This window comes from Streptomyces humi, assembly GCF_001005085.2.
Lineage (GTDB): Bacteria > Actinomycetota > Actinomycetes > Streptomycetales > Streptomycetaceae > Streptomyces > Streptomyces humi.
The window spans coordinates 54,520-77,456 of record NZ_LBMU02000058.1; the positions used below are offsets into that span (position 1 = coordinate 54,520).

The window sequence follows — 22,937 nt, forward strand, 5'->3', positions numbered from 1 at the left end:
GCGCCCCGAAAGGGCGCAGCACTCACCCCCGCAGCCTCAGATCCGCGTGCCACTTGACGATCTGCTTCTCCGGATCACCGGTGTACGACCACGGCGTCCGGGTGGCCCGGCGCCCCTGGAGCCGCAGCAGGTCCGCCGCGACGTCCGTGACGCCCGCCTGACAGGCCGCGTGCGTCAGATAGTTCAGGTCACGCAGCTCGCCCGGGGCGACCGGCCCCTCGCCGCGCTGGGCGATCCAGCGCTGCCAGGTCCGCCGTACGTCGCTGACCGCGCCGTCGTGCTTCCAGTGCTGGCTCAGTCCCACCGAGGCCTGCTGCCCCTGTGCCCCGTCCACCAGGTACCGGAACTCCTCGACGCGGGCGTACTGGACCAGCACCGGCAGCGCGCAGCCCGGCGGCGCGACCCCGGCCGCGTCGCGGGCGAAGTCGTACATCAGGCCGTGCGTGCCGTGCCAGCGCGCGGAGTAGTAGTGGAGCACCTGGAGATGGCCTTCCACGTTGTACGGGTCGCGCCGGTGCAACTCGTCCCACCAGCGGGCGAGTTCCTGCCGGCGTACCCCGGTCGGGTACAGCCGGGCCACCGAGATCAGGGAGACCCACGGGGTCGGGTCCTGGGGATGTGCCTCCGCGGCGGCCAGGCAGGCCAGCACGGCGGTGTCGATCCTGGACCGGTCGATCGGGGCGCCCCGGCCCGCCGAGATGGCCAGGGTGAACGCCCGTGCCGTCTCGGTCGCCGCCCGCAGCACCAGCGCGTCGGCGCTCTGCGGCTCGGCGGCCAGCCAGGACTCCGCCGTCGAACTGCCCGCGCAGGCCTGCGCCAGCAGCCGGACCCGGTGCCCGCGGACGAGCCAGTCGGGTCCCGTCGTCCGCAGTAGTGCCCGCAGGCCCTGCCAGCGGCCGATGACGATGTCCTGACGGGCCGAGGTGAGGGATTCGTCCCCGCAGTCCGGGTCGAAGTCGGGGGCGAAGCGGTCTCGCGCCATCGGACTCGTACCTCAGAAATCGGTGGGGAGGCCCTCGTAGGCCTGGGCCTGTGCGGTGGTGTGCTCGTCGGGGACCCAGTCGGCCTCGACGGTGCGGGTGGCGTCCAGCTTGGCCGGCCGGTAGTAGTCGCTGCCCTGCCTCCAGTACCAGAGCATCGGGATCAGGCCGACGGCCAGGCCGCCGATGCCGATCGCGATCGCCGCGCCGCTCAGCTCGCCGAGCGACTCGACGAAGATCCAGAACATGAACACGGCACCGAACAGCGGCCACAGACCGCCGAGCAGGAAGTTGCCCGCCGACTTGAACAGCATCTTGCGGTACGCCACGACCACCGCGAGACCGGCGAGACCGTAGTAGACGGCGATCTGGAGGCCGATCGCCGAGATGGCGTCCGAGAGGATCTCGCCCACCGAGCCGAGGGCGTTGGACGCGATGAACATCGCCAGCGCCACCGCGCCGACCACGGCGATCGCCACGTACGGGGTGTTCCAGGTGCGGTGCACCCGGCCCAGCGCGGCCGGCATCGTACGGTCGCGGCCCATCGCGAACAGCGAGCGGGTGACCTGGATGAGGGTGGTCTCCAGGGTGGCGATGGTGGACAGCATCACGGCGACGACGAGGAGCTTGCCGCCCCAGCCCGGCCAGATCTGGTCACCCAGCACGCCGAGCACGTTGGCGTCGTTCGCCGCGATCTGGTCCGAGGACAGGATCACGTTCACCGCGATGGTGAACACCTCGAACAGGGCGAAGACGATGCCGACCCCGATCAGGCCCGCGAGGCCGGTCGTCCGGCGGGAGTTGCGGGTCTCCTCGCTGAGGTTGCTGGTGACGTCCCAGCCCCAGTAGTAGAAGGCGGCGATCAGTGCCCCCGAGGCGAAGCCGGAGACACCGTCGAAGTGGCTGAAGCCCAGCCACGACCAGTCGAAGGTGCGGGCGTTGCCGGTGTGGAAGAGGGCCAGCACCGCGAAGAGCAGCAGGATCGCCAGCTCGATGCCGGACATCACCAGCTGGGCGCGCACGGTGAGGCGGGCGCCGCCGAGCACCACCGCCAGCATGATCACGAACCAGGCGGCGCCGACCACCGTCGAGAGCGCGACGTTGTCGGCGAGACCCTCGTCGAACAGGGACAGCGTCATCGAGCCGGCCGGCAGTGAACCGGCCACCATGAAGATGGTCGCGGACACCACCAGCGCCCAGCCGCTGACGAAACCGAGGAAGGGGTGCAGGGTGCGGCCGACCCAGGAGTAGCTCGCGCCGGCGTTCACGTCGATGCGGCCGAGGTAGCTGAAGGCGAGCGCGATGCCCAGCATCGGTATCGCGCACCACAGCAGGGCCGCCGGACTCGCCAGCCCCACCGACCCCACCAGGACCGCGGTGGTCGCGGCCAGCGAGTACGCCGGTGCGCTGCCCGCCACGGCCATGACCACGGTGTCGAACGTGCCGAGGGCGTTGGCCTGTAGCCCTCTGCCCCTGTTGATGCTCATGGTTGTGCTGCTTTCCGGTCGTGCAGGGCGCACGGGAGTGCAGGCCCGCGGTGGTACGGGTGGGGGGTGCGCGACCCGCCTCGTACCCGTCGAGGGGGTGACCTCGGGCAAGCGGCCGGTCAGAAAGCGAGAGAAGGCGCGGCGCGGGCCGCATGCCGAGAGTCGGCGAACGGTCACACCGCGTGTGTGGGTGTGACTATAGCGGCCCTCTTTGACCTTTCAAGCTGACTGACCGGTAATCACATATGCCACTTCAGTGAGCCAACCCGTACCTCGGAAGCGGCGGTTCCGGAAACCGTCAGTCCTCCAGCCGGTCGAGCTGGCGCAGTTTGTTCGTGGCGTCCAGGGCCGCGACCTTGTACGACTCCGCGAGCGTCGGGTAGTTGAACACTGCATCCACCAGATAGTCGACCGTGCCGCCGCAGCCCATCACCGACTGGCCGATATGGATCAGTTCCGTCGCTCCGGTTCCGAAGCAGTGCACGCCCAGCAGTCGCCGGTCCTCGGGGGAGACCAGCAGCTTGAGCATCCCGTGCGAGTCGCCGATGATCTGCCCCCGGGCCAGCTCCCGGTAACGGGCCACCCCGACCTCGAACGGCACGCAGTCCTCGGTGAGTTGGTCCTCGGTGCGGCCGACGAAGCTGATCTCCGGAATGGTGTAGATCCCGATCGGCTGGAGGTGGTCCATCTGCCCGACCGGCTCCCCGAAGGCGTGGTACGCGGCGGCCCGGCCCTGTTCCATCGAGGTCGCGGCCAGCGCCGGGAAGCCGATGACGTCACCGACGGCGTAGATGTGCGGCACCTCGGTGCGGAAGTGCTCGTCGACCGTGATCCGGCCGCGCCGGTCCGCCGTGAGGCCCGCCTTGTCCAGGTCGAGTTCGTCGGTCAGGCCCTGCCGCCCGGCCGAGTACATCACCGTGTCGGCCGGTATCTTCTTGCCGCTCTCCAGGACCGTCAGCGTCCCCCGCGGGTGACGCTCGACCGCGGCCACGGTCTCCCCGAAGCGGAAGGTGACGGCGAGATCCCTGAGGTGGTACTTCAGCGACTCGACGACCTCGACGTCGCACATGTCGAGCATGGCCGCGCGCTTCTCGACCACGGTGACCTTGCTGCCGAGCGCCGCGAACATCGAGGCGTACTCCATGCCGATCACGCCGGCGCCCACGATGACCATGGAGCGCGGCACCCGCTCCAGCGACAGCACGTTGTCCGAGTCCATGATCGTGCGGCCGTCGAACTCGACGCTGTCCGGGCGGGCCGGCCGGGTGCCGGTGGCGATCACGATGTGCTCGGCGGTCAGCAGCCGTTCGTCGCCGTTCGGTTCGCGCAGCGCGACGGTGTGCGGGTCCACGAACCGGCCGGTTCCGGAGCAGAGGGTGACGTGGTTGCGGGAGAGCTGGTTGCGGATGACGTCCACCTCGCGGCTGACCACGTGCTGGGTGCGCGCGGTCAGGTCGGCGACGGTGATGTCCTCCTTCAGCCGGTAGCTCTGGCCGTACAGGTCGCGCTGGGTGAGTCCGGTCAGATAGAGGACCGCCTCGCGCAGGGTCTTGGAGGGGATGGTGCCGGTGTGAATGGACACACCGCCGACCATCTCGGGGCTGTCGACCACGGCGACCCGGCGGCCGAGCTTGGCCGCGGCGATGGCGGCCTTCTGGCCGCCGGGTCCGGATCCGATGACGAGCATGTCGAAGTCTGGCACCTTGCGGAGTCTGTCAGCAGGTGCCACCGCTTCGGAAGGGCGGACCGGCGGCCGCCGCGTGAAATCCCGTGCGGACCTGGGTCGTTGCGCGCCCTCGTGCCGCGCGGGCCGAGGCGGGGCGGCGGCCTCGCGGTCACCGCCCCGTCGCCGTCGCCGCCGCTGTCGCCGCCGTCGTCGCCGCGGTCAGGGCAGGAGGCGCTCGATGCAGTTCGGGCCCTCCCGCTCCAGCTTCTTCCTGGCCCACTCCAGCGTCGCCGGGGTGACGTCCCGGCCCGACGCCAGCACCAGGTCCTCCGGCGCCACCCCGGAGCCGGGGGCGCTGTGCAGGATGGAGTCCGGGGTGGCGCGGTCATCGGACAGCCGGGACGCTTCGGGTTCTGAGGTCGACATGGTCCCTCCTTCGCGGAGCGGGTGCACCTTCTCACCATTGCCCGCATGGCCGCACCCCGCATCCCGAGCGGATCCGGGCCCCGGCCCGGCCGGGCAGCCGGTGCGGAACGGAACGTATCCCTTTTAAGCTGGTACGTGACCGTACACCCGTTCCGGGGAGGCCGCCACGATGGCCGAGCAGGCGTTCTACCAGAATGCGCCCGGGAGCCCCCGCTACCTGCCGATCGCCGAGCACGGACTGATCGGCGACCTGCGCAGCGTGGCCCTGGTCGGCAGCAACGGCACGATCGACTGGTACTGCACCCCGTCCTTCGACTCGCCGAGCGTCTTCGCCGCGGTCCTGGACGCCGAGCGCGGCGGTTTCTTCGCGCTGGCCGCCGCCGTACCGGCCCGGACCAAGCAGTTCTACTTCCCCGACACCAACGTGCTGATCACCCGCTTCTACACCGACGAGGGGGTCGGCGAGGTCCAGGACTTCATGCCCGTGACGGGCGAGGGCGCCGAGCCGGCGGAGTGCGAGCGGCACCGGCTGATCCGCCGGGTGGTGTGCGTGCGCGGCACCGTGCCCTTCCGGGTCCGGGTGGCCCCCCGCTTCGACTACGGCGCGGTACCGCACACCCTGCGCATGCTGGGCGACACCGTGCTCTTCGAGGCCGCCACCATGTCCCTGGCCCTCACCTCCACGGTGGCCCTGGAGAGCGACGGTCCGGACGCCCACGCCGACTTCAAACTCGCCGAGGGCGAGTCCGCCGTCTTCGCCCTCGACCAGGCCGGCGGGCACATCGCCCCGCGCGGCTGTGCCCGCACCGAGGCCCAGCGGCAGTTCGAGAGCACCGTCTGCTACTGGCGGCGCTGGCTGCACCAGTCCCGCTACCGGGGCCGCTGGCGCGAGATGGTGCACCGCTCGGCCCTCACCCTGAAACTGCTCACCTACGCGCCCACCGGCGCCATCGTCGCCGCGCCCACCACCAGCCTCCCCGAACAGTTCGGCGGCGAACGCAACTGGGACTACCGCTACGTCTGGATCCGCGACGCCGCCTTCGCCGTGTACGCCCTGCTGCGGCTCGGCTTCAGCAGCGAGGCCGCGGCCTTCATGAAGTTCGTGACCACCTACATCAGCCCGGGCGACGGGTTCGCCTCCGGCCCACTGCAAATCATGTACGGCATCGACGGCCGCACCGACCTGCCCGAACGCACCCTCCCGCACCTGGAGGGCCACTGCGGCTCGGCCCCGGTCCGGGTCGGCAACGACGCGGCCGGCCAGCTCCAGCTGGACATCTACGGCGCCCTCATCGACTCGATCTACCTCTACGACAAGTGGGCGCAGCCGATCTCCAGCGCCCAGTGGGACGACGTCACCCGCCTCGTCGACTGGGTCGCCGACCACTGGGACCAGCCCGACGAGGGCATCTGGGAGACCCGGGGCGGCCGCAAGAACTTCCTGTACTCGCGGCTGATGTGCTGGGTGGCCATCGAGCGGGCGATCCGCCTGGCCAACCGGCGCGGTCTGCCCGCCGACCTGCCCCGCTGGCGGCAGGCCCGCGACATGATCTACCGGCGGATCATGGACCGCGGCTGGTCCGAGCGGCGCGGCGCCTTCGTCCAGTACGAGGGCGGGCAGGTGCTCGACGCCTCACTGCTCATGATGCCGCTGGCCAAGTTCATCGCCCCGACCGACCCCAAGTGGCTGTCCACCCTGGACGCCCTCACCGAGGACCTGGTCTCCGACTCCCTCGTCTACCGCTACGACCCGCAGGCCAGCCCCGACGGCCTGCGCGGCGACGAGGGCACCTTCTCCATCTGCTCGTTCTGGTACGTCGAGGCCATGGTGCGCGCCGGACGCGTCGACGAGGCCCGGCTCGCCTTCGAGAAGATGCTCACCTACGCCAACCATCTCGGCCTGTACGCCGAGGAGATCGGCCGCACCGGCGAGCAACAGGGCAACTTCCCGCAGGCGTTCACCCATCTCGCCCTGATCAGTGCCGCCTTCAACCTGGACCGCGCGCTGGGCTGACCTCAGGGCAGCGGCTGCTCGGCCCAGATTATCTTGCCCGCGGGCGTGTAGCGGGTGCCCCAGCGCTCGGCGATCTGCGCCACCAGGAACAGCCCCCGGCCGCCCTCGTCGGTGCTCGCCGCGTACCGCAGGTGCGGGGAGGTGGTGCTGGCGTCGGAGACCTCGCAGATCAGCGTCCGGTCGCGGAGCAGCCGGACGCCGATGGGGGCGCGGCCGTAGCGGATGGCGTTGGTGACCAGCTCGCTGAGGATCAGCTCGGTGGTGAACGACAGCTCGTCCAGGCCCCACTCCGACAGCTGACGGGTCACCTTCGACCGCACCTCGGAGACGGCCGCCGGATCCGCCGGCACCTGCCACTCGGCGATCCGGTCCGGGCCGAGCGCCCTGGTGCGGGCGACGAGCAGCGCCACGTCGTCGCTGGGACGGGCCGGCAGCCTTTCCAGTACGGCCGCACAGGTCTCGTCGGGGGTGCCGTCCGCCGCCGACTCCAGGGCGCCGGCGAGCAGTTCGAGCCCCTCGTCGATGTCCCGCTGCCGGTCCTCGACCAGCCCGTCGGTGTACAGCACCAGCCTGCTGTCCGCGGGCAGCTCCAGCTCGGCCGTCTCGAAGGGCAGGCCGCCCACCCCCAGCGGCGGACCGGCCGGGACGTCCGGGAACTCCACACTGCCGTCGGGCCTGAGCAGCGCCGGCGGCGGATGACCGGCCCGCGCCACCGTGCAGCGCCGCGACACCGGATCGTAGATCGCGTACAGGCAGGTCGCCCCGGTGATGGTGGTCATGCCGTCCGAGGGCGTCTCGTCCTGGTCGATTCGGCTCACCAACTCGTCCAGCAGCCCGAGGAGTTCGTCCGGCTGGAGGTCGAGGGCGGTGAAGTTGTGCACAGCGGTGCGCAGCCGCCCCATGGTCGCCGCCGCGTGCAGCCCGTGCCCCACCACGTCCCCGACCACCAGCGCCACCCGGGCCCCGGACAGCGGCAGCACGTCGAACCAGTCACCGCCGACCCCCGACTGCGCCGGCAGATAGCGGTAGGCGATGTCGAGGGCGCTCTGCTCCGGCAGGCTGCGCGGCAGCAGGCTGCGCTGGAGGGTGACCGCCATGCTGTGCTCACGCGTGTAGCGGCGGGCGTTGTCGATGGAGACGGCGGCGCGGGCCACCAGCTCCTCGGCGAGGGCCAGCTCCTCGGAGTCGAACGGCGCGGGCTTCTCCGACCGGCAGAAGTTGGCCAGCCCCAGCACCAGGTTCCCGGCCCGCAGCGGCACGGTGATCAGCGAGTGGATGCCGAACTCCAGGATCCGGCCGGTCAGCTCCACGTCCTGGGCCCGCCAGCCGGGCGCCTGACGCAGCACGGGCTCGACCACGGAGTCGCCGGTGTCCAGACTGCGCGCCTGCGGTGAGGAGGCCACGAACCGGAACCGTTCGCCGACCGGGTACAGCGGGGCGTCCTTGCGGATCCCGGTGAGCGCCACCCGGCGCAGCGCGTCCCCCGGCTTCGGCTCCTCGCCCTTGAGCACCGCGTCGTACAGGTCGACCGTGGCGTAGTCCGCGAACCGGGGTACCGCCAGCTCCGCGAGCTCCTCCGCGGTCCGGCTGACGTCCAGGCTGGTACCGATGCCCACCCCGGCGTCGTACAGCATGTTCAGCCGTTCGCGGGCCACTTCGGCGCGGCCGGACAGGGCCCGCAGCTCGGTGGAGTCGCGCAGGGTGATGACGCTGCCCGGCGGGCCGCCGCGCACCTCGATGGGACGCTGGTTGACGGCCAGCAGACGGTCCTTGACCCGGTGCACCTCGTCGGTGGCGATCCGCCCCGAGGCGATCAACTCGGCGGTGTCGCCGTCCAGACCGAGGTCCAGGACACGCCGGTGCTCGGCGTCCGCGGGCAGTTCGAGCAGGCGCTGGGCCTCGTCGTTGGCGAGCATCAGCCGTCCGTCGCCGCCGACGATCAGCACGCCCTCCCGCACCGAGTGCAGCACCGCGTCATGGTGCTCGTACATGCGGGTCATCTCGTTCGGGCCCAGACCGTGCGTCTGACGCATCAGTCGGCGACTGACCAGCGCCGTCCCCGCAAGCGCCAGGGCCAGTGCCACACCCGCCGCGGTCAGCAGCAGCGGCAGCTGCTGGTCGGCGGCGCCACCCACGTGCGCGGTGGTGATGCCGGCCGACACCAGCCCCACCACCCTGCCGTCGGCGTCCCTGACCGGCACCACCGCCTGCACCAGCTCCCCGATGGTGCCGTGCACCTCCTCGGAGACGATCCCGCCGGCCACCGCGGGCCCGATGTCCCCGACGAACTTCTTGCCGATCCGGTCGGGTTTGGGATGCGTGTACCGGATTCCCTCGGTGTTCATGACGACGATGAAGTCCACGCCGGTCGCCTTGCGGGCCGCCTCCGCCTTCGGCTGGAGCACGGTCGTGGGGTTCGGCAGCCGCAGCGCCGCCGCCGTGCCCGGCGCGTTGGCGAAGGTCTGGGCGACGGCCAGCGACCGGTTGCGCGCCTCGGTGCTGCTGTCGTGCCGCACCTGGAGCACCTGCGCCACCACGGCGGCCGCGACCAGCAGCAGCACGATCACCACCTGGAGGACGAACACCTGTCCGGCCACACTGCGCCCACTGAGCGCGGACCGGACCTGTCCCGCCCTGCTCGCCCCCTGCTCCCGCTCGGTGAGCGGCGCACGCGGACTCCCGGAGCGGGGCGGCCGAGTATCGGGCCGGCCGGGCAGACGGACCATGAGCCCATGTCTACACTGCCCGGCCGCGCGAGGCGAGGGGGTCTCATGAGGTAACCGGACCGATACCCCGTTCCGGCCCCGCTCCGGCCCCGTCCCGCCGACGTTCCACCGATGTTCCGCCGCGGCCGCGGCCCGGACTTCGCCGTTCAGTGCGGCGGGCGGCGGGTCGCCAGCAGCAGTGCCACGTCGTCCGGCCGGTCGGTGGCGTGCCGGGCCGTGGCCGTGAGCCGGTCGGCCACCCCGGCGAGCGACCGGCCGCCGCGCCGCCCGTGCGCCGCGCCCGCCTTCGCCAGGGCCACCCGCAGCGCCGAGATACCGTCGTCGATGTCGGCGCCGGGCCGCTCCACCAGCCCGTCCGTGTAGAGGGCGAGGATCGCCTCCGGCGCCAGCTCCAGTTCGGTCACCGGATACCGGGCCCGCGGATCCACGCCGAGGACGACACCGCCGGGTATCTCCAGGGCGTGGGTGCGGCCGTCCGGGGTACGCAGCAGCGGCGGCAGATGTCCCGCCCTGGCGACCCGCGCGAGTCCGGTGGCCGGGTCCAGCCGCAGGTAGCAGCAGCTGGCGAACTGACCGGGGTCGAGGTCGATGAGCAGGTGGTTGGTGCCGCTCATCACCTCGTCGGGCGGCCGGTCACCGAGCGCGAACGCCCTTACCGCGCTGCGCAGTTGTCCCATGGTGGCGGCGGCCTGCACACCGTGCCCCTGGACGTCCCCGATGACCAGCGCGAGCCCGTCGCCGGCCTCCACCACGTCGTACCAGTCGCCGCCCACGTCCATGCCCTGGGTGCCCGGCAGATAGCGGCCCACGGTCTCCACCCAGGGATGCGCCGACAGCCGGCGCGGCAGCAGCGCCTGCTGGAGGCCGCGGGCGAGGGCGGCCTCGCTGTCGTAGCGCTGGGCCTTCTCCATCGCGTGCGCGATCAGGCCCGCGAGTGCCATGAGGACGGTGCGTTCCTCGGTGCTGAAGCCGCGCTCGTCGTCGAAGCCGAGGATGCAGGAGCCGACCGGACGGCCGGAGGCGATCAGCGGCAGGAAGGCGCGGGCGCCCCGGTCGGCGTCCAGGGCGAGCCCCGGGTAGGTGTCCGCCAGCTGCCGCATGGACTCGAAGAACAGCGGTCTGCCGGTGGTCAGGGTCTCCACGCCGGGGATCCGGGCGTCCAGACCGACCCCGTCGAAAGGGGCGAGGAAGCCGGGCGGGAAGCCGCTCTCCCAGGCCAGGTAGAGATGCCGGTCCTGGACCAGGTAGATGGCGAGCCGCCGTCCGCCGAACGCGGGGAGCAGCTCCTGCATCACCACCGCCGACACCTGCCGGGCGGTCACCGCGTCGGTCAGCGCGATGGCCAGGGCGATCGGCCGGTACAACGGCGCCATCGAGGGCCCGCCGGACCGGCCGGGCCCGCCGACCGCGTCCGGCTCCGGCGGACAGGGCAGACGCAGCGCGGGATCGAGCCGGTTGGCGGGGACGACCGTACAGGTGACCAGGTCCGGACCCGGGTGCAGGGACATGGCGAGGAGGTCGCCCTCACCGGCGTCCTCGTGGCGGACCTGGAAGTGCACCGGGTCGGGGGCGAGCAGCGCACCGCGCCAGTGGTCGTCGTACGGCGGGCCGCTCAGCCACGGCATGGCCTCCCACACCGGCCGGTCCAGCAACTCGGCGGCGGGCCGGCCCGCGAGCCGGGCGGCGGCCCGGTTGACGTACCGGACGAGTCCCGCGCGGTCCAGGCAGAACACGCCCTGGGGGAGCAGATCGGCCGCCGAGTCGGCGGACCCGGCCGGCCCGGGGTCGACGACGATCCCGGAGACCAGGGACGGGGTGTCGGCGCCCGACGGCGGCCACAGCTCCACCAGTCGCGGGGTGCCGTCCCCGGCCCGCGTCAGCAACGGGGACTCCGGTGGCTTCCCGGCCGCGGTCTCGCGCAGCGCGGCCAGCACCTGCGGGGCGTCGGCGGGCGCCACCGCCTCGGCCAGCGCGGATCCGGTGCCCGCGAAGTCCTCCGGAGCCACCCCCAGCAGGGCGTGCAGCCGGTCGTCCGCGTGCACCGCCGAGGTCCGCGGATCCCAGGTGAAGCGGCCGGCCCGGGCCGGCCGGGCCCGTCGCGCGGGCGGCCTCACGCACACCGGCTCGCCCTCCCAGGCGACCGCCGCCGCGCCCTCGTCGGCCACCAGCTCGCGCAGCCCGGCGCCCAGACGTTCGGCGAGACCGCACAGCCGGTCCAGGTCCGGCAGCTCGTCCACGGTGTCCGGGGTCGCCGGACGCAGCACGGTGAGCACCCCGAAGGCCGGTGACGCGCCGGGCACCGGCGAGTACACCGAGCCGAACTGGAAGGGCAGCCCGGCCGCGAACTGCGGATAGCGGCGGACCATCTCGGTGGCGTTGGGCAGGACCACCCGCACCCCGAGCCGGAAGGCGTCCGCCACCGGGAACGGCCGGTCCATGTGCAGCCGCCACCAGGGCCGGAACAGCGGGCCGGGCAGACCCACCAGGGTGGCGAGCCGCAGCAGGCCGGGGGTGCGGGAGCGCAGGTACACGCCGGCGACGTGGCCGCCCGCCGCGCCCAGGGCGCCGGTCGAGGCGTCGACCAGCAGCGCGGTCAGCCGTTCACGCGCCCGGCCCACGTGCTCGCCGCTCCCAGTCATCCGGTCCTACCTCATCCGTGCACCGCCGGGTGGGTGACACAGCAAGAATGCGCCACCACGGCCTTCGAACGCACCTCCGTCGCACGGATCGGTGAACGGTTCTCCCGATCTCACACCGATGCCCCACCCGGGTGGCGGGAGCCCGGACGGGGCCCCGGTAATGGTGGGAACGCGGCGTGCCGTACATGGGGTGCCAGGTACGGCCACACCCCCCTGGAGCCGAGCATGATCACCCGCTCTTCGCCCTACCGTCCCCCGGACCCGGCGATATCCCGGATATCGGAGGTACCCGGGATATCCGAGATGCCCGAGACATCCGAGGTGCCTGGGGTATCCGAGGTATCCGAGACATTCGAGGTACCCGAGACATCTGAGGCATCTGGGATATCCGAGGCACCCGGGACGTCCGAGGCGTCCGGTACATCCGAGGTGTCCGGAGCACCCGAGGTGTCCGGGGCACCCGAGGTGTCCGGGGCATCCGCCACCGAGGCCGGGAAACCGCCCTCCGTACGGCCCTCCGACCCCGCGGTCCCGCCCGCACCGCCGCCGCCGAAGGTCCGCATCGACCCGCACGAGGTCCCGGTCCGCCCCGACGGCCCACCGGAGGCCGCCGTCCGCGACGACGACCCGCTCGACGGTCTGCTCCGCACGGTCGTCACCGACCGCCCCCTGGAGGACGTCGTCCAGCTGGTCACGCTCCTGGAAGGCGATCCCGCCCACGCCGGGCTCACCACCGACGTGCTGCGTGCGGTGGGCCGCAACCGGTCGGTCGAGGAGGTCACCCGGCTGGTCACCCTGCTCACCGCCGAGTCCGGGCCCGCCGACCGTGCCCACGTCGCGATCCGGGCCGCCGCCGAGTGCCGTCCCCTGGACGAGGTGTCACGGCTGGTGGAAATGCTGCACCGGGGATCCCTGGAGCCGCACTGCGGCCGGGCCGCCGTCCGGGCGGCCGGCGTCGGCCGCCCGGTCGAGGACGTCGCCCGGCTCATCGGCCGGCTGGCGGCCGCGCGTGCCGCGCGGACCGGGACCCGGCCCGGGTCGGCTCCGGGGAGCGGGGGCGCGCTCCCGGCCAGCTCGCTCACCTCGCTGACGTCCTGGTGCGCGGCGCCCGAGGGGACCGAGGAGGCGGCGGGCACGGCCGACGGGTCCGAGTGGCCGGCGTCGTCCGGGCCGGCCGCGTCCGCGTCCCACCGGCCGGCGCCGGCCGCCCCGGCCGCGCCGCCGTCGTTGTCCGCGCCGCCGTCGCTGTCCGCACCGTCCGAGCGGTCGGTGCCGTCCACCTCGGCCGGGGCGGACGAGCCTTCCGTGGCGCGGGCCGCGTCGGCGTCGGTGGCGGCCGGGGTGTCCGACCAGCCCGAGCACCCCGATGCGTGCGTCCCGCGTACGACGGCCGGCCGCACCGCCTGGACCGCCGCGCCGGTGTTCCTGCTGTGCGGGATGGCGCATGCCCCGCGCCACTGGGGCGGCGCGCACCCGCTGGCCCTGCTGGTGCCCGGTCTGTGCCTGCTCCTCGCCTTCGCGCTGACGATTCCCGCGGTCCGGGCGGCGGCGGCCGCGGCCGGGCTGGCCGGCGCCGCCGTACTCGCGGCCGTGCCGGTACTGGATTCCCGGCTCGGCCACCAGGCCGGTGGTTTCGGGGCGGGGCTCCGGCGGCTGTCCGCCGTGCTGGACGACGCACCGGTCGCGCCCTGGACCGCGGGCGCGGTGGCAGCCGCGGCGGCGCTCGCCGCCCTGGCCGTGCTGGTCCTGGTGCTGGCGGGCAGGCGCCGTGCGGGAAGGGCGCCGGCTCAGCCTCCGGAGACCGGTCGCAGCACCAGGTGACCGTCCTCCCGGGCCGCGGCCATGGCGAACGGGAAGGTGTCCGCCTCCAGACACAGCGGTACGTCCTCGGAGTGGACGCCCTCCCAGCCGAGCCGCAGCCCCTCGGCGAGCCGCGCGGCCGCGTGGGAGTTCCGGGCCCGTGCCACGAACGGGCCCGGAGCCAGGCCGTCGTCACCCACGCGCCCGGCGATGTACTCGGCGCAGGCCAGGTCCTCGTCGGCCCGCCCGCCGTCCCCCGTGACGACGAAGGTGACCGCCGCGGGCCGCGTGCGCCGCAGCACGGCGGCGGTGGCCCCGGCGACCACGAAACTCGCGCAGAGCAGCAGCCGGGCCCCGGCCACAGCCAGCGCGCCGGTGGTGCCGGCGGTGGTCTTCTGGACGACCGTGCGGCCCCTGACGTCCAGTGAGCGCAGCTGGGCCGGGGAGTTGGCCAGGTCGAACCCCGGCACCACCGGACCGTCCTGGAACGCCAGCCAGTTCGGGTGCCGCGCCTTCAACTCCAGTGCCTCGTCCAGGGTCTCGGCGAAGACGATCCGCTCCGCGCCCCGCCGGAAGGCCCAGGCCGTGACGGTGAACGCGCGCATCACGTCGATCACCACGGCCACCTCGGGCGGCGTGGACAGGCCGGGGATCCCGGTGAAGGTGGTTCGCATCTCCCCATGATGCACAGGGAGTTGCCCGGGTGGCTCAGAGTTCCGGGTCTTCCGCGGGCAGCGCCGAGCGCATGGAGCGCAGGGCCAGCAGCAGCACGCCGATGTCGTCCAGGTAGATCGGGTCCGGCAGCAGGTCGGTCGGCAGCACCAGATACAGGACCGCGCCCCAGAACACCCAGCGGGAGCCGGTCGGCAGTCCGGCACGGCGCAGCGTGCGCCGGGTGCGGACCAGCCGTACGAGTACGGCGACCGCCCCGGCGAGCAGGGCCGCGGCGACGATCGCGCAGATCACGAGCACGGTCGTGGTGGTGTCCATGGCTGTCCTGTCGTCCGGCCCCGGTCCGCCCGGAGCCTCTCACTGGTCCGTCTTCCCGGTTTACCGGTCCGGCCGCGGTTCTGTCCCCCCGGTTTCCTCCTCGGCCGCGGCGGCCGGCTCCGGGTTCTCCCTGGGCGCCCGCAGACCCTTGAAGGCGCGGGTCAACTGCTGGAAGGGGGACGTGGGTTGGGGCACCGGGGCGACGGGGGCGGGGGAGTCTCGAAGGGCGGCCAGCGCCTCGTGGGCCCGTTCGGCCGACTCGCGGTACAGATCCCGTGACCGGGTCATGGCCTCCAGGGCCTCGGAGTACTGCGCGACGAGCTTCCGTTCCCGTTCGAGCTGCTCCGCCATCGTCATCAGGGTCCAGTTGTCGCGCAGATCGGCCAGTGCCTCCTCGGTGCCCTGCGGCGCGGGCCTGGGCAGGGCGGCGAACCGGACCAGCAGCGCGATCAGCTCGGTGGGCTCCGAACCGTCCAGGAACACGCTGCGCACCGCGTACTCCTGCGGGTCGTATCCGGACGGCGCCGGGTCCGGAGGCAGCAGGACCGCACCGCCGCGCGGGATCTCAGCGCCGAGGTCGCGCAGCGCCCAGTTGACGGCCCGGAACTGCTCGGGCGTGGCCCGGTGCTCCACGACGCGGTGGGCGAGGCCGGGGGGCAGCCGCCGTACCAGCGGGAGGCGGCCGAGCGTGTCGGGCGTCATCGCCTCGTGCACCACGAGGTTGACGCACCAGGCGTCCTTGGCGGCGTCGCGCAGGACCCGGCGCATGTCCTTGTCGTCGGCGGGCAACGGGTTGACGGTGCGCAGCCGCACACCGGCGACGGCCGGAAGGTAGTCCCAGGCGGCCTCACCGCCGTCACCGGCCTCGTCGCCGTCGGGCCAGAACATCGTCGCAGGCGAGGGCCAGCCGTCGTCCCAGGGCCGCTCGGCCTCGGCGACCAGCTGCCACTCCCGCCCCGCCTGCCGGCCCTCGTGCGCCACGAGGGTGAGCCGGGCGCGGACCGTGACCGCGCCGTCGTCGACACGCCAGCGGGCCTCGAAGACCCGCCGGTCGGAGTCCTCGGGCACGGCGGGTTCGGCGAAGTCGTCGAGGGCGCCGGTCTCCCTGCGAAGACGCAGGATCCGGCGGATCACCTCCTCGGAGTCCGGGCCCGTGTGGCGGCCACGGGCGGGCCAGACGGACTGCGGAAGGGCGGCGTGGTCGGCGGCGGAGTTCGACATGGGCCAATCTGCTGGTGAGAGGGGAGTGCGCCTCCAGTATCACCGCTCGGGAGCGTGTCAAACAGAGCGGGGCCCGCCCGCGCACGGGGAGCGCGCCCCGCATCCGGGGTGTGCACCGTGTGCGTCGTACGACGCCGGTTCACCCGTGCCCCCGATCCGCCGGGCCCCGCACAATTGACGCGGCGAACGGGGCCCGCCCGCCCATCCGCTTCGGGGCGGGGCCCGTTCGCCGCTCGAGGGCGCACCGGCTGCCGTGCGGGGCCACGGCGGTCCGTCGGCCCCTCACGAGGTTCGTCAGGCGCCGCTCTCCCGGAGCATGTCCGCACGCTCGACGAGCTTCACGCGCTCGCGGCCCTGCGGCTCGCCCAGCGCCTTCTCGGCGGCGTCCAGCCGGTACCAGCCCTCCCAGGTGGTGAAGCGGACGTTCCGCTCGGCCAGGAACGCGTCCACGGCCTCCGGCGCGGGCGCCTCGGGGGTGTGCAGCCGGCCGTTCGCGTAGTCGTCCAGCAGGTTGGACACCGTCTCGTTGGCGTCGCCCTTGGTGTGGCCGATCAGACCGACCGGGCCACGCCGGATCCAGCCGGTCACATAGGTCGACCGGAGGTGGTTGCCGCTCTCCTCGACGACCCGGCCGCCCTCGTCCGGGACGGTGCCCGAGTCGATGTCCCAGGGGAGCTTCGGCAGCTTGTCGGAGAGGTAGCCGACGGCGCGGTAGACCGCGGTGACGTCCCAGTCCTTGAACTCGCCGGTGCCCTTCACGTTGCCGGTGCCGTCCAGGGCGGTGCGCTCGGTGCGCAGCCCGACGACCTTGCCGTCCTCGCCGAGGATCTCCGCCGGGGACTCGAAGAAGTGCAGGAAGAGCTTGTGCGGGCGGTCGCCGACGTCGCGGATCGCCCAGTTCTCCAGAGTCTTGGCGACCATGTCGGCCTGCTTGTTGCCGCGCCGGGTCTCGATCGAGCCGGCGTCGTAGTCGATGTCCTCGGGGTCGACGATGACCTCGATGTTGGGGGAGTGGTCCAGCTCCCGCAGCTCCATCGGGGAGAACTTCGCCTGCGCCGGGCCACGGCGCCCGAAGACGTGCACCTCCAGGGCCTTGTTGGCCTTCAGGCCGTCGTAGACGTTCGGCGGGATCTCCGTGGGCAGCAGTTCGTCCGCGGTCTTGGCGAGGACGCGGGCCACGTCCAGGGCCACGTTGCCGACGCCGAGGACCGCGACCTTCTCGGCCTCCAGGGGCCAGGTGCGCGGCACGTCCGGGTGGCCGTCGTACCAGGAGACGAAGTCGGCGGCGCCGTAGGAGCCGTCCAGCTCGATGCCGGGTATCCGCAGCTCGCGGTCGGCGGTGGCACCGGTCGAGAAGATCACCGCGTCGTAGAAGGAGCGCAGGTCGTCGAGGCTGATGTCGGACGGGTAGTCCACGTTGCCGAAGAGCCGGATCTGCGGCTTGTCCAGTACCTGGTGCAGGGCCGTGATGATGCCCTTGATGCGCGGGTGGTCGGGGGCGACGCCGTACCGGATCAGGCCGAACGGGGCGGGCATCCGCTCGAAGAGGTCGATGGACACGCCGGGCTCGGCGGCCACCTCGGACTTGAGCAGGGCGTCGGCGGCGTAGATCCCGGCCGGGCCGGCACCGACGATGGCTACCCGCAGGGGGCGCGGCATGATCAGGTTCCCTTCGAGCGGAGACAATCGATCGAGTGAAGGCAATCGATCTCGAACGGGAAGCCTAAACTAAGGCAGTCCTAAGTTAGTACGCGGGTCCGGTCTATGACCTCATAAGCCGATCTTATGACCCATGCGAGGCTGCCTTATGGCCGTACGGCGGCCGTCCCGCCCGCCACCTGTTCCCCTCCGGCCCGCCATGCACCACCCTGTCCCCTGCGGCGCGCCGAGGCGCGGTGCGCCCGGGGCGTGAGGGGTGAGAGCGTGGACGTACGCGGGCACACGACGGTCGCGGTGACCGGCGGCAGCGGATTCGTCGGCAGCCACCTGGTACGACGGCTGCTGGAGCGGGGCTACCGGGTCCACGCCACCGTCCGCGGCGCCGCGGGCCCGGCGAAGCTGCGGCCGCTGTGGGACCTCCAGGAGGCCTTCCCGGGCCGGCTCACCCTGTTCCGTGCCGACCTGCTGGCGGACGGCTCCTTCGACGAGGCGTTCCGCGGCTGCGCGACCGTCTTCCACGTGGCCTCGCCGTTCCTGATGCCGGAGCGCATCGAGGACGGGCAACGGGACGTCGTGGACCCGGCGTTGCTCGGCACCCGCAACGTGCTCGGAAGCGTGGCGCGCACCCCCGAGGTGACGACCCTGGTGTTCACCTCCACGGTCGGCACGATCTTCGGTGACTACGCCGACGTCCGCGAGATGGCCGGCCAGGTGCTGACGGAGCGCTACTTCAACACGACCAGCACGGTGGCGGACAACCCGTACCACTACGCCAAGACGGTCGCCGAACGCGCCGTCCTGGACGCCGCGGCCGACCAGGACCGCTGGCGGCTCATCTCGATCAACCCCGGTCTCGTGCTGGGGCCCTCCCTCACGCCCGCCTCCGAGTCCGGCAGCCTGTTCCTGCTGGACGAGCTGTTCAAGGGCTACTTCTGTTACGGCGCCCCGGACTTCAGCTTCACCACCGCCGACGTCCGCGACGTCGCCGACGCGCACATCGCGGCCGCGGAGAACCCGGCGGCCGAGGGCCGCTACATCGTCGCCAACGAGACGATGACGTCGTTCCACGCCATGGCCCGGATCATCCGCACCCGTCACCGCTGGGACCCGCGGCTGCCGCGGACCGCGCTCCCGCACTGGCCGGTGCGCGTCCTCGGCCCGTTCTTCGGCCTCACCCAGGAGTACATACGCCGGCACCTCGGCATCCGTTTCCGGGTGGACAACGGCCGCGGTGTCCGCGAACTCGGCCTGGTCTACCGGCCGGTCGAGGAGACCCTCCTGGACCACCACGAGAGCTGGCGCGCGCGGCGGCGGAGGGTCTGACCCCGGGGTCCGTCCCGCTCAGGCGGGGCGGACCACCCGGTGGATCGCGGACTCCCCGGCGTTGTAGATCGACTCCTCGCGGATGGACGCCCCCGGGCTCGGCGCGTGGATCATCGTGCCGCCACCCGCGTAGATCCCGACGTGGCTGTCGTTGTCGAAGAAGAAGATCAGGTCACCGGGCTCGACGGCGGCCAGCGTCATCGGGGAGCCGGCCAGGGCCTGCTCCGCCGCGGTGCGCGGCAGTGTGACGCCCGCGGCGCGCCAGGCGGCCTGGGTCAGGCTTGAGCAGTCGTACGACTCCGGGCCGGTCGCCCCCCAGACACACGGCCGCCCGATCTGCGCCCGCGCGAACTCCAGCGCCTTCATGGCCTTGCCGGGCTCGGCCACGGCCACGGCCTGGACGAAGGCCCCGGCGTCGGCGTAGGCGGCGGCAGCCGGAGCGGCGGCCATCGCAGGCACGGGAGCCGCGGGCACCGGAGCCACGCCGACGGGAGCAGCGCCGGCCATCTCCATCATGGGCGCGGGCATCTCCACCATCTGGGGCGCGGCCATGGCCATGAAGGGCGCGGCCGTCATCTCCATCGGAGGTGCGGCCATGGCCATGGGGGGCGCGGCCATCTCCATGGGAGGTGCCATGGTCATGGAGGGTGCGGCCGTCATCTCCATCGGGGGTGCGGCCATGGCCATGGGGGGCGCGGCCATCTCCATCGCGGGTGCGGGCATCGCCATGGAGGCGGCGCCCATCGGCACGGCGGACGTTGCCATCCCCATCGGCGAGGTGGCCATCGCGGCGGGAGGCGTCATCGTCATGGGAGCGCCGGCCATCGTCATGGGGGGCGCGGCCATCGCGGACTGTGCGGGTGGCACCGGTGCGGGCATCGGTGCCTGGGGTGCGGTCATCGCTGCCGCGGCGGCGTAGGCGCTCGCGCCGGGATGCAGGCCCGCGCCGTAGGCGCCCACGCCCATCTCGGCCATGGGCGCCATGGGTGCCATGGGCGCCGCAAGGTAGGCACCCGTACCGGGGGCGGCCTGCGGTACGGCCGGCATGACCGCGGTGGGTGCGGCGGTCGCCGTCTCGTAGGTGGCGGCGGGGTATGCGTAGCCCTCGGGGGCCGGTTGCGCGGCGTAGGCGGCCGCGTACGCGGCGGCGTCGGGCGACATGGCCTGGAACGCGCCGGTGTCGACCGGTGCCGGGGCGGGCGCGGCCGCCGGGAAGCCGCCCGTGTTCATGGGTGCGGCGGTGGGAAAGGTGCCGGTGCCGGCGGGCGCGGCGGTCGGCATGGCGCCCGAGTCGGTCGCGGACGGCATCGGGAAGGTCCCCGTGGCCCCCGGCGTCATGATGCGGAAGGAGCCGGTGTCCGCCGGAGACGGGGCCGCGGCCGGGCCCGGGTCCATCGGTGCCACGGCCGGGAAGGTGCCGGTGGCGCCCGGCGTCATGATGCGGAAGGCGCCGCTGTCCGTCATCGGGCTCATGGCCGTGGCGCCGTCCGTGGCGCCCGGCGTCATGATGCGGAAGGCGCCGCTGTCCGTCATCGGGTTCATGGCCGTGGCGCCGTCCGTGGCGCCCGGGGGCATGGTGCGGTAGGAGCCGCTGTCCGTCATCGGGTTCATGGCCGTGGCGGGGTCCGTGGCGCCCGGGGTCATGACGCGGTAGCCGCCCGTGTCCGCGGTCGGGGACATGGTCTGGGCCGCGCCCGCGCCCGGGGTCATGACGCGGAAGGAGCCGGTGTCCACCGCGGGCACGGCGGGGAACGCGCCCGTGTCCGGCGCGTTCATCGCCGGCAGCACACCCGTGGCGGCCAGAACGCCGGAGTCCGTGCGCTGGGCGGGGATGCCGCCGATGCCCGTCTGCCACTCCTGCGCCGGGACCTGGGCCTCGGGCACGGGCCACGGGTTCCGGGCCTCCTGGGCGGGCTGCGGAACGGGAGCCGGCCGGGCGGCCGGGGCTTCGGGCGCCACGCCGGGCCCCGCCGTCAGCTCCAGCTTCGGGCGCTCCGCCGGGAGTTCGCGGACGACCTCGGCGTCACTCTGCCCGGACGGCCCCGCGGGCAGCGCGGGCCGGGCCGGGCCGGCGCCCTCCAACTGGCCGAGCAGGTCGGCGGCCATGGCGCTGACTGGGCGCCGCGGACCCGAACGGTCGGGCATCCGGTCGGTCGGCAGCGCGGCCGGGACGCTCGGCCCCAGCTTCGAGCGGGCCCCCTCGAACCACTCCCGGGCGATGTTGTCGAGGCCCGGGTCGTCGCGTCGCGTCCGCTTGAACAGCGGGACACCCCGTGACCGCGAACCCCCGCTCATCGCGCGTGTGGCGTTGTAGTTCCCGGTGGCGTTCTCGGCCTGGTCGTAGAGGCTGTTGATCCGCTGTCGAACCTCGTCACGGCTCTCGGACGCCATGGGGGTCGTGCTCCTTCCGTACTCCGCCTACCGGGTTAGCTGTCGGGTTCGGGCGTGGAACGGAATCCGGAAGGTATGCCCTACGGCCGCTGCCCTCGCGGGCCGTCGGCCGATTCACCCCAGTGGTCGGTTGGGTCCCCGGCTCCGGATTCGCCTCGAGAGGCCCGGACTCGGCGGAGGCCGCGCGGCCCGACGGGATTCGCCGGGGGGAGCCGAGCGGCTTAAACGTCAACTTAGCCAACTTGTGTCACTCGTGTGAAGGTTGACGTGCGTAATGTCCGATACGTATTTGTGATGTTCGTCGTACTGATCGGAACGCGACCGTGAGGGACGGGAGTTCGGGTGCTGATCGATCACAGCCGGACGACCACCAGGGCGGTGTCGTCGGTGGCCCCCTCCGGTGGCAGCAGTTCCCGCAGCACGGCGTCGGCGAGGTCCTCCGGGTTCGACTCGCGGTGCGCGCTGAGCGACCGGGCGAGCCGGTGCAGCCCGGTGTCGATGTCCTCGCGGCGCCGCTCGATCAGCCCGTCGGTGTAGAGGACGAGCGTCGCGCCGTCCTCGAACGCGGTGACGGCCTGGGGGCGTGGCACCGGGTCGGGCCGGGCGTCGAGCGGGGGATCGGTGGCCCGGTCGAGGAACTCCACCCCGCCGTCGGCGTGCAGCAGGGCGGGCGGCGGGTGCCCGGCGCTGCTGTAGGTGACCGTGTGCCGGGAGAAGTCGACGAACGCCGTGACCGCCGTGGCCGACTCGGCGCCGTCCACCACGTGCGCGTACCGGCCCAGCACGTCGAGTGCCTGGGCCGGGCCGGCGGCGACCCGGGAGGCCGCCGTCAGCGCGCTGCGCAACTGCCCCATCACGCAGGCCGCCGCGAGCCCGTGGCCGACCACGTCGCCCACCGAGACGCCGACGCGGTCGCCGCCGACCAGGTCGACCAGGTCGTACCAGTCGCCGCACACGTTCAGCCCGCCCGTCGCGGGCCGGTAGCGCACGGCCGTCCGGTGCCGGCCCAGCCGTCCCGGTGCGGGGAGCATCGCCTCCTGGAGGGCGACGGCGACCTCGCGTTCCTGGGCGTGCGCCTGCCGCAGGCGGTCGTTGACCTCCTGCAACTCGCCCGCCCGCCGGTACAGTTCGCCCTCCAGGACCTGCGCCCGCCCGTCACCCGCGGCCCGGCGGGCCCGGATCAGCTCGGTGACCTCCTCGACCCGGTGCACCAGCAGGACGACCTTGCCGTCCGGGTCCAGGACCGGCGCGTTCACCGGGCTCCAGTAGCGCTCGTCCCAGTGCCCGGGCCGGGCGGTGTCCTGCACGTCGTACCGCTGGAGGGCCATCGTGTCCCGCTCCCCGGTGGCGAGGACCCGGCGCAGTGAGCACTCCAGATTGCGCATGCCGGTGGCGGTGGAGTCGTCGGGGTTGTCGGGGAACACGTCGAACAGGTACCGGCCGACCACGTCCTCGCGCCTGCGTCCGGCCATGCGCAGGAACTCCGCGTTGGCGTCCGCGTACACCAGGTCGGGGGTCAGCAGTGCCACCATCCCGGGCAGGTTCTGGAAGACCGTCGCGTAGTCGATCTCCGCATCGCTCATGACCGGGCCACCTCCCCGCCGGTTTCGAACCA

At 73.0% G+C, this 22,937-nt stretch carries 15 protein-coding genes and 1 riboswitch; of the genes, 3 read left to right on the forward strand and 12 right to left on the reverse strand.

Translation table 11 applies throughout. The features are described 5' to 3' along the window. Positions 1 to 22: 22 nt before the first annotated feature. The 4 genes from AAW13_RS25510 to AAW13_RS25525 form a co-directional block, all read right to left on the reverse strand. Positions 23 to 982 carry a hypothetical protein gene (locus AAW13_RS25510; protein WP_046732189.1) on the reverse strand — a complete coding sequence of 320 codons (960 nt, stop codon included), beginning with the start codon at positions 980 to 982 and terminating at the stop codon, positions 23 to 25. A gap of 12 nt (positions 983 to 994) precedes the next feature. Beyond that, a complete protein-coding gene (locus tag AAW13_RS25515; protein WP_046732190.1) occupies positions 995 to 2,467 on the reverse strand; it encodes an APC family permease in 1,473 nt (490 codons plus the stop codon). Between the two features lie 298 nt (positions 2,468 to 2,765). Then, entirely contained in the window at positions 2,766 to 4,169 is a 1,404-nt protein-coding gene (gene sthA / locus AAW13_RS25520) for a Si-specific NAD(P)(+) transhydrogenase (RefSeq protein ID WP_046732191.1), read from the reverse strand. A gap of 183 nt (positions 4,170 to 4,352) precedes the next feature. After that, positions 4,353 to 4,559, reverse strand: a complete 207-nt coding sequence (locus AAW13_RS25525; RefSeq protein WP_046732192.1) for a hypothetical protein — start codon at positions 4,557 to 4,559, stop codon at positions 4,353 to 4,355. A gap of 169 nt (positions 4,560 to 4,728) precedes the next feature. Here AAW13_RS25525 and AAW13_RS25530 point away from each other — a divergent pair, with 169 nt between their 5' ends. Beyond that, a complete protein-coding gene (locus tag AAW13_RS25530; protein ID WP_046732193.1) occupies positions 4,729 to 6,573 on the forward strand; it encodes a glycoside hydrolase family 15 protein in 1,845 nt (614 codons plus the stop codon). Between the two features lie 2 nt (positions 6,574 to 6,575). Here the strand turns inward: AAW13_RS25530 and AAW13_RS25535 are convergent, their stop codons facing one another. Then, complete coding sequence (locus AAW13_RS25535; protein ID WP_079178962.1) at positions 6,576 to 9,299, reverse strand: SpoIIE family protein phosphatase; 2,724 nt, start codon at positions 9,297 to 9,299, stop codon at positions 6,576 to 6,578. A gap of 146 nt (positions 9,300 to 9,445) precedes the next feature. Continuing rightward, positions 9,446 to 11,938 carry a SpoIIE family protein phosphatase gene (locus AAW13_RS25540; RefSeq protein WP_046732195.1) on the reverse strand — a complete coding sequence of 831 codons (2,493 nt, stop codon included), beginning with the start codon at positions 11,936 to 11,938 and terminating at the stop codon, positions 9,446 to 9,448. A 447-nt stretch (positions 11,939 to 12,385) separates the two neighbouring features. Between AAW13_RS25540 and AAW13_RS25545 the strand changes: the two genes are divergently transcribed. Next, the gene (locus tag AAW13_RS25545; RefSeq protein ID WP_052768683.1) at positions 12,386 to 13,759 is read left to right on the forward strand and encodes a hypothetical protein; all 1,374 of its coding nucleotides are present in this window, start codon (positions 12,386 to 12,388) and stop codon (positions 13,757 to 13,759) included. Here the strand turns inward: AAW13_RS25545 and AAW13_RS25550 are convergent. The 4 genes from AAW13_RS25550 to AAW13_RS25565 all read right to left on the reverse strand — a co-directional run bounded on the left by AAW13_RS25550 (position 13,726) and on the right by AAW13_RS25565 (position 17,608). Beyond that, the gene (locus AAW13_RS25550; RefSeq protein WP_046732196.1) at positions 13,726 to 14,412 is read right to left on the reverse strand and encodes a 2-phosphosulfolactate phosphatase; all 687 of its coding nucleotides are present in this window, start codon (positions 14,410 to 14,412) and stop codon (positions 13,726 to 13,728) included. The genes AAW13_RS25545 and AAW13_RS25550 overlap by 34 nt on opposite strands. Before the next feature lie 34 nt (positions 14,413 to 14,446). Continuing rightward, the gene (locus AAW13_RS25555) at positions 14,447 to 14,728 is read right to left on the reverse strand and encodes a YkvA family protein (RefSeq protein ID WP_046732197.1); all 282 of its coding nucleotides are present in this window, start codon (positions 14,726 to 14,728) and stop codon (positions 14,447 to 14,449) included. A gap of 60 nt (positions 14,729 to 14,788) precedes the next feature. After that, positions 14,789 to 15,949, reverse strand: coding sequence for a hypothetical protein (locus tag AAW13_RS25560; RefSeq protein ID WP_046732198.1), 1,161 nt, complete (start codon positions 15,947 to 15,949; stop codon positions 14,789 to 14,791). Positions 15,950 to 16,243: 294 nt separating this feature from the next. Further along, the gene (locus AAW13_RS25565) at positions 16,244 to 17,608 is read right to left on the reverse strand and encodes an FAD-dependent oxidoreductase (protein ID WP_046732199.1); all 1,365 of its coding nucleotides are present in this window, start codon (positions 17,606 to 17,608) and stop codon (positions 16,244 to 16,246) included. Positions 17,609 to 17,872: 264 nt separating this feature from the next. On the opposite strand from AAW13_RS25565, the gene AAW13_RS25570 reads away from it, so the two are divergent. Next, positions 17,873 to 18,931, forward strand: a complete 1,059-nt coding sequence (locus AAW13_RS25570) for an NAD-dependent epimerase/dehydratase family protein (protein ID WP_046732200.1) — start codon at positions 17,873 to 17,875, stop codon at positions 18,929 to 18,931. 18 nt (positions 18,932 to 18,949) lie between these two features. On the opposite strand, the gene AAW13_RS46995 is transcribed toward AAW13_RS25570, so the two are convergent. Together AAW13_RS46995 and AAW13_RS25585 are read right to left on the reverse strand one after the other, a co-directional pair. Then, on the reverse strand, positions 18,950 to 21,322 hold the full coding sequence (locus tag AAW13_RS46995) for a C40 family peptidase (RefSeq protein ID WP_052768684.1): 2,373 nt from the start codon (positions 21,320 to 21,322) through the stop codon (positions 18,950 to 18,952). A gap of 8 nt (positions 21,323 to 21,330) precedes the next feature. Next, positions 21,331 to 21,508, reverse strand: a riboswitch (cyclic di-AMP (ydaO/yuaA leader). A gap of 167 nt (positions 21,509 to 21,675) precedes the next feature. Further along, positions 21,676 to 22,905, reverse strand: coding sequence for a PP2C family protein-serine/threonine phosphatase (locus AAW13_RS25585; protein WP_046732201.1), 1,230 nt, complete (start codon positions 22,903 to 22,905; stop codon positions 21,676 to 21,678). Positions 22,906 to 22,937: the final 32 nt, after the last annotated feature.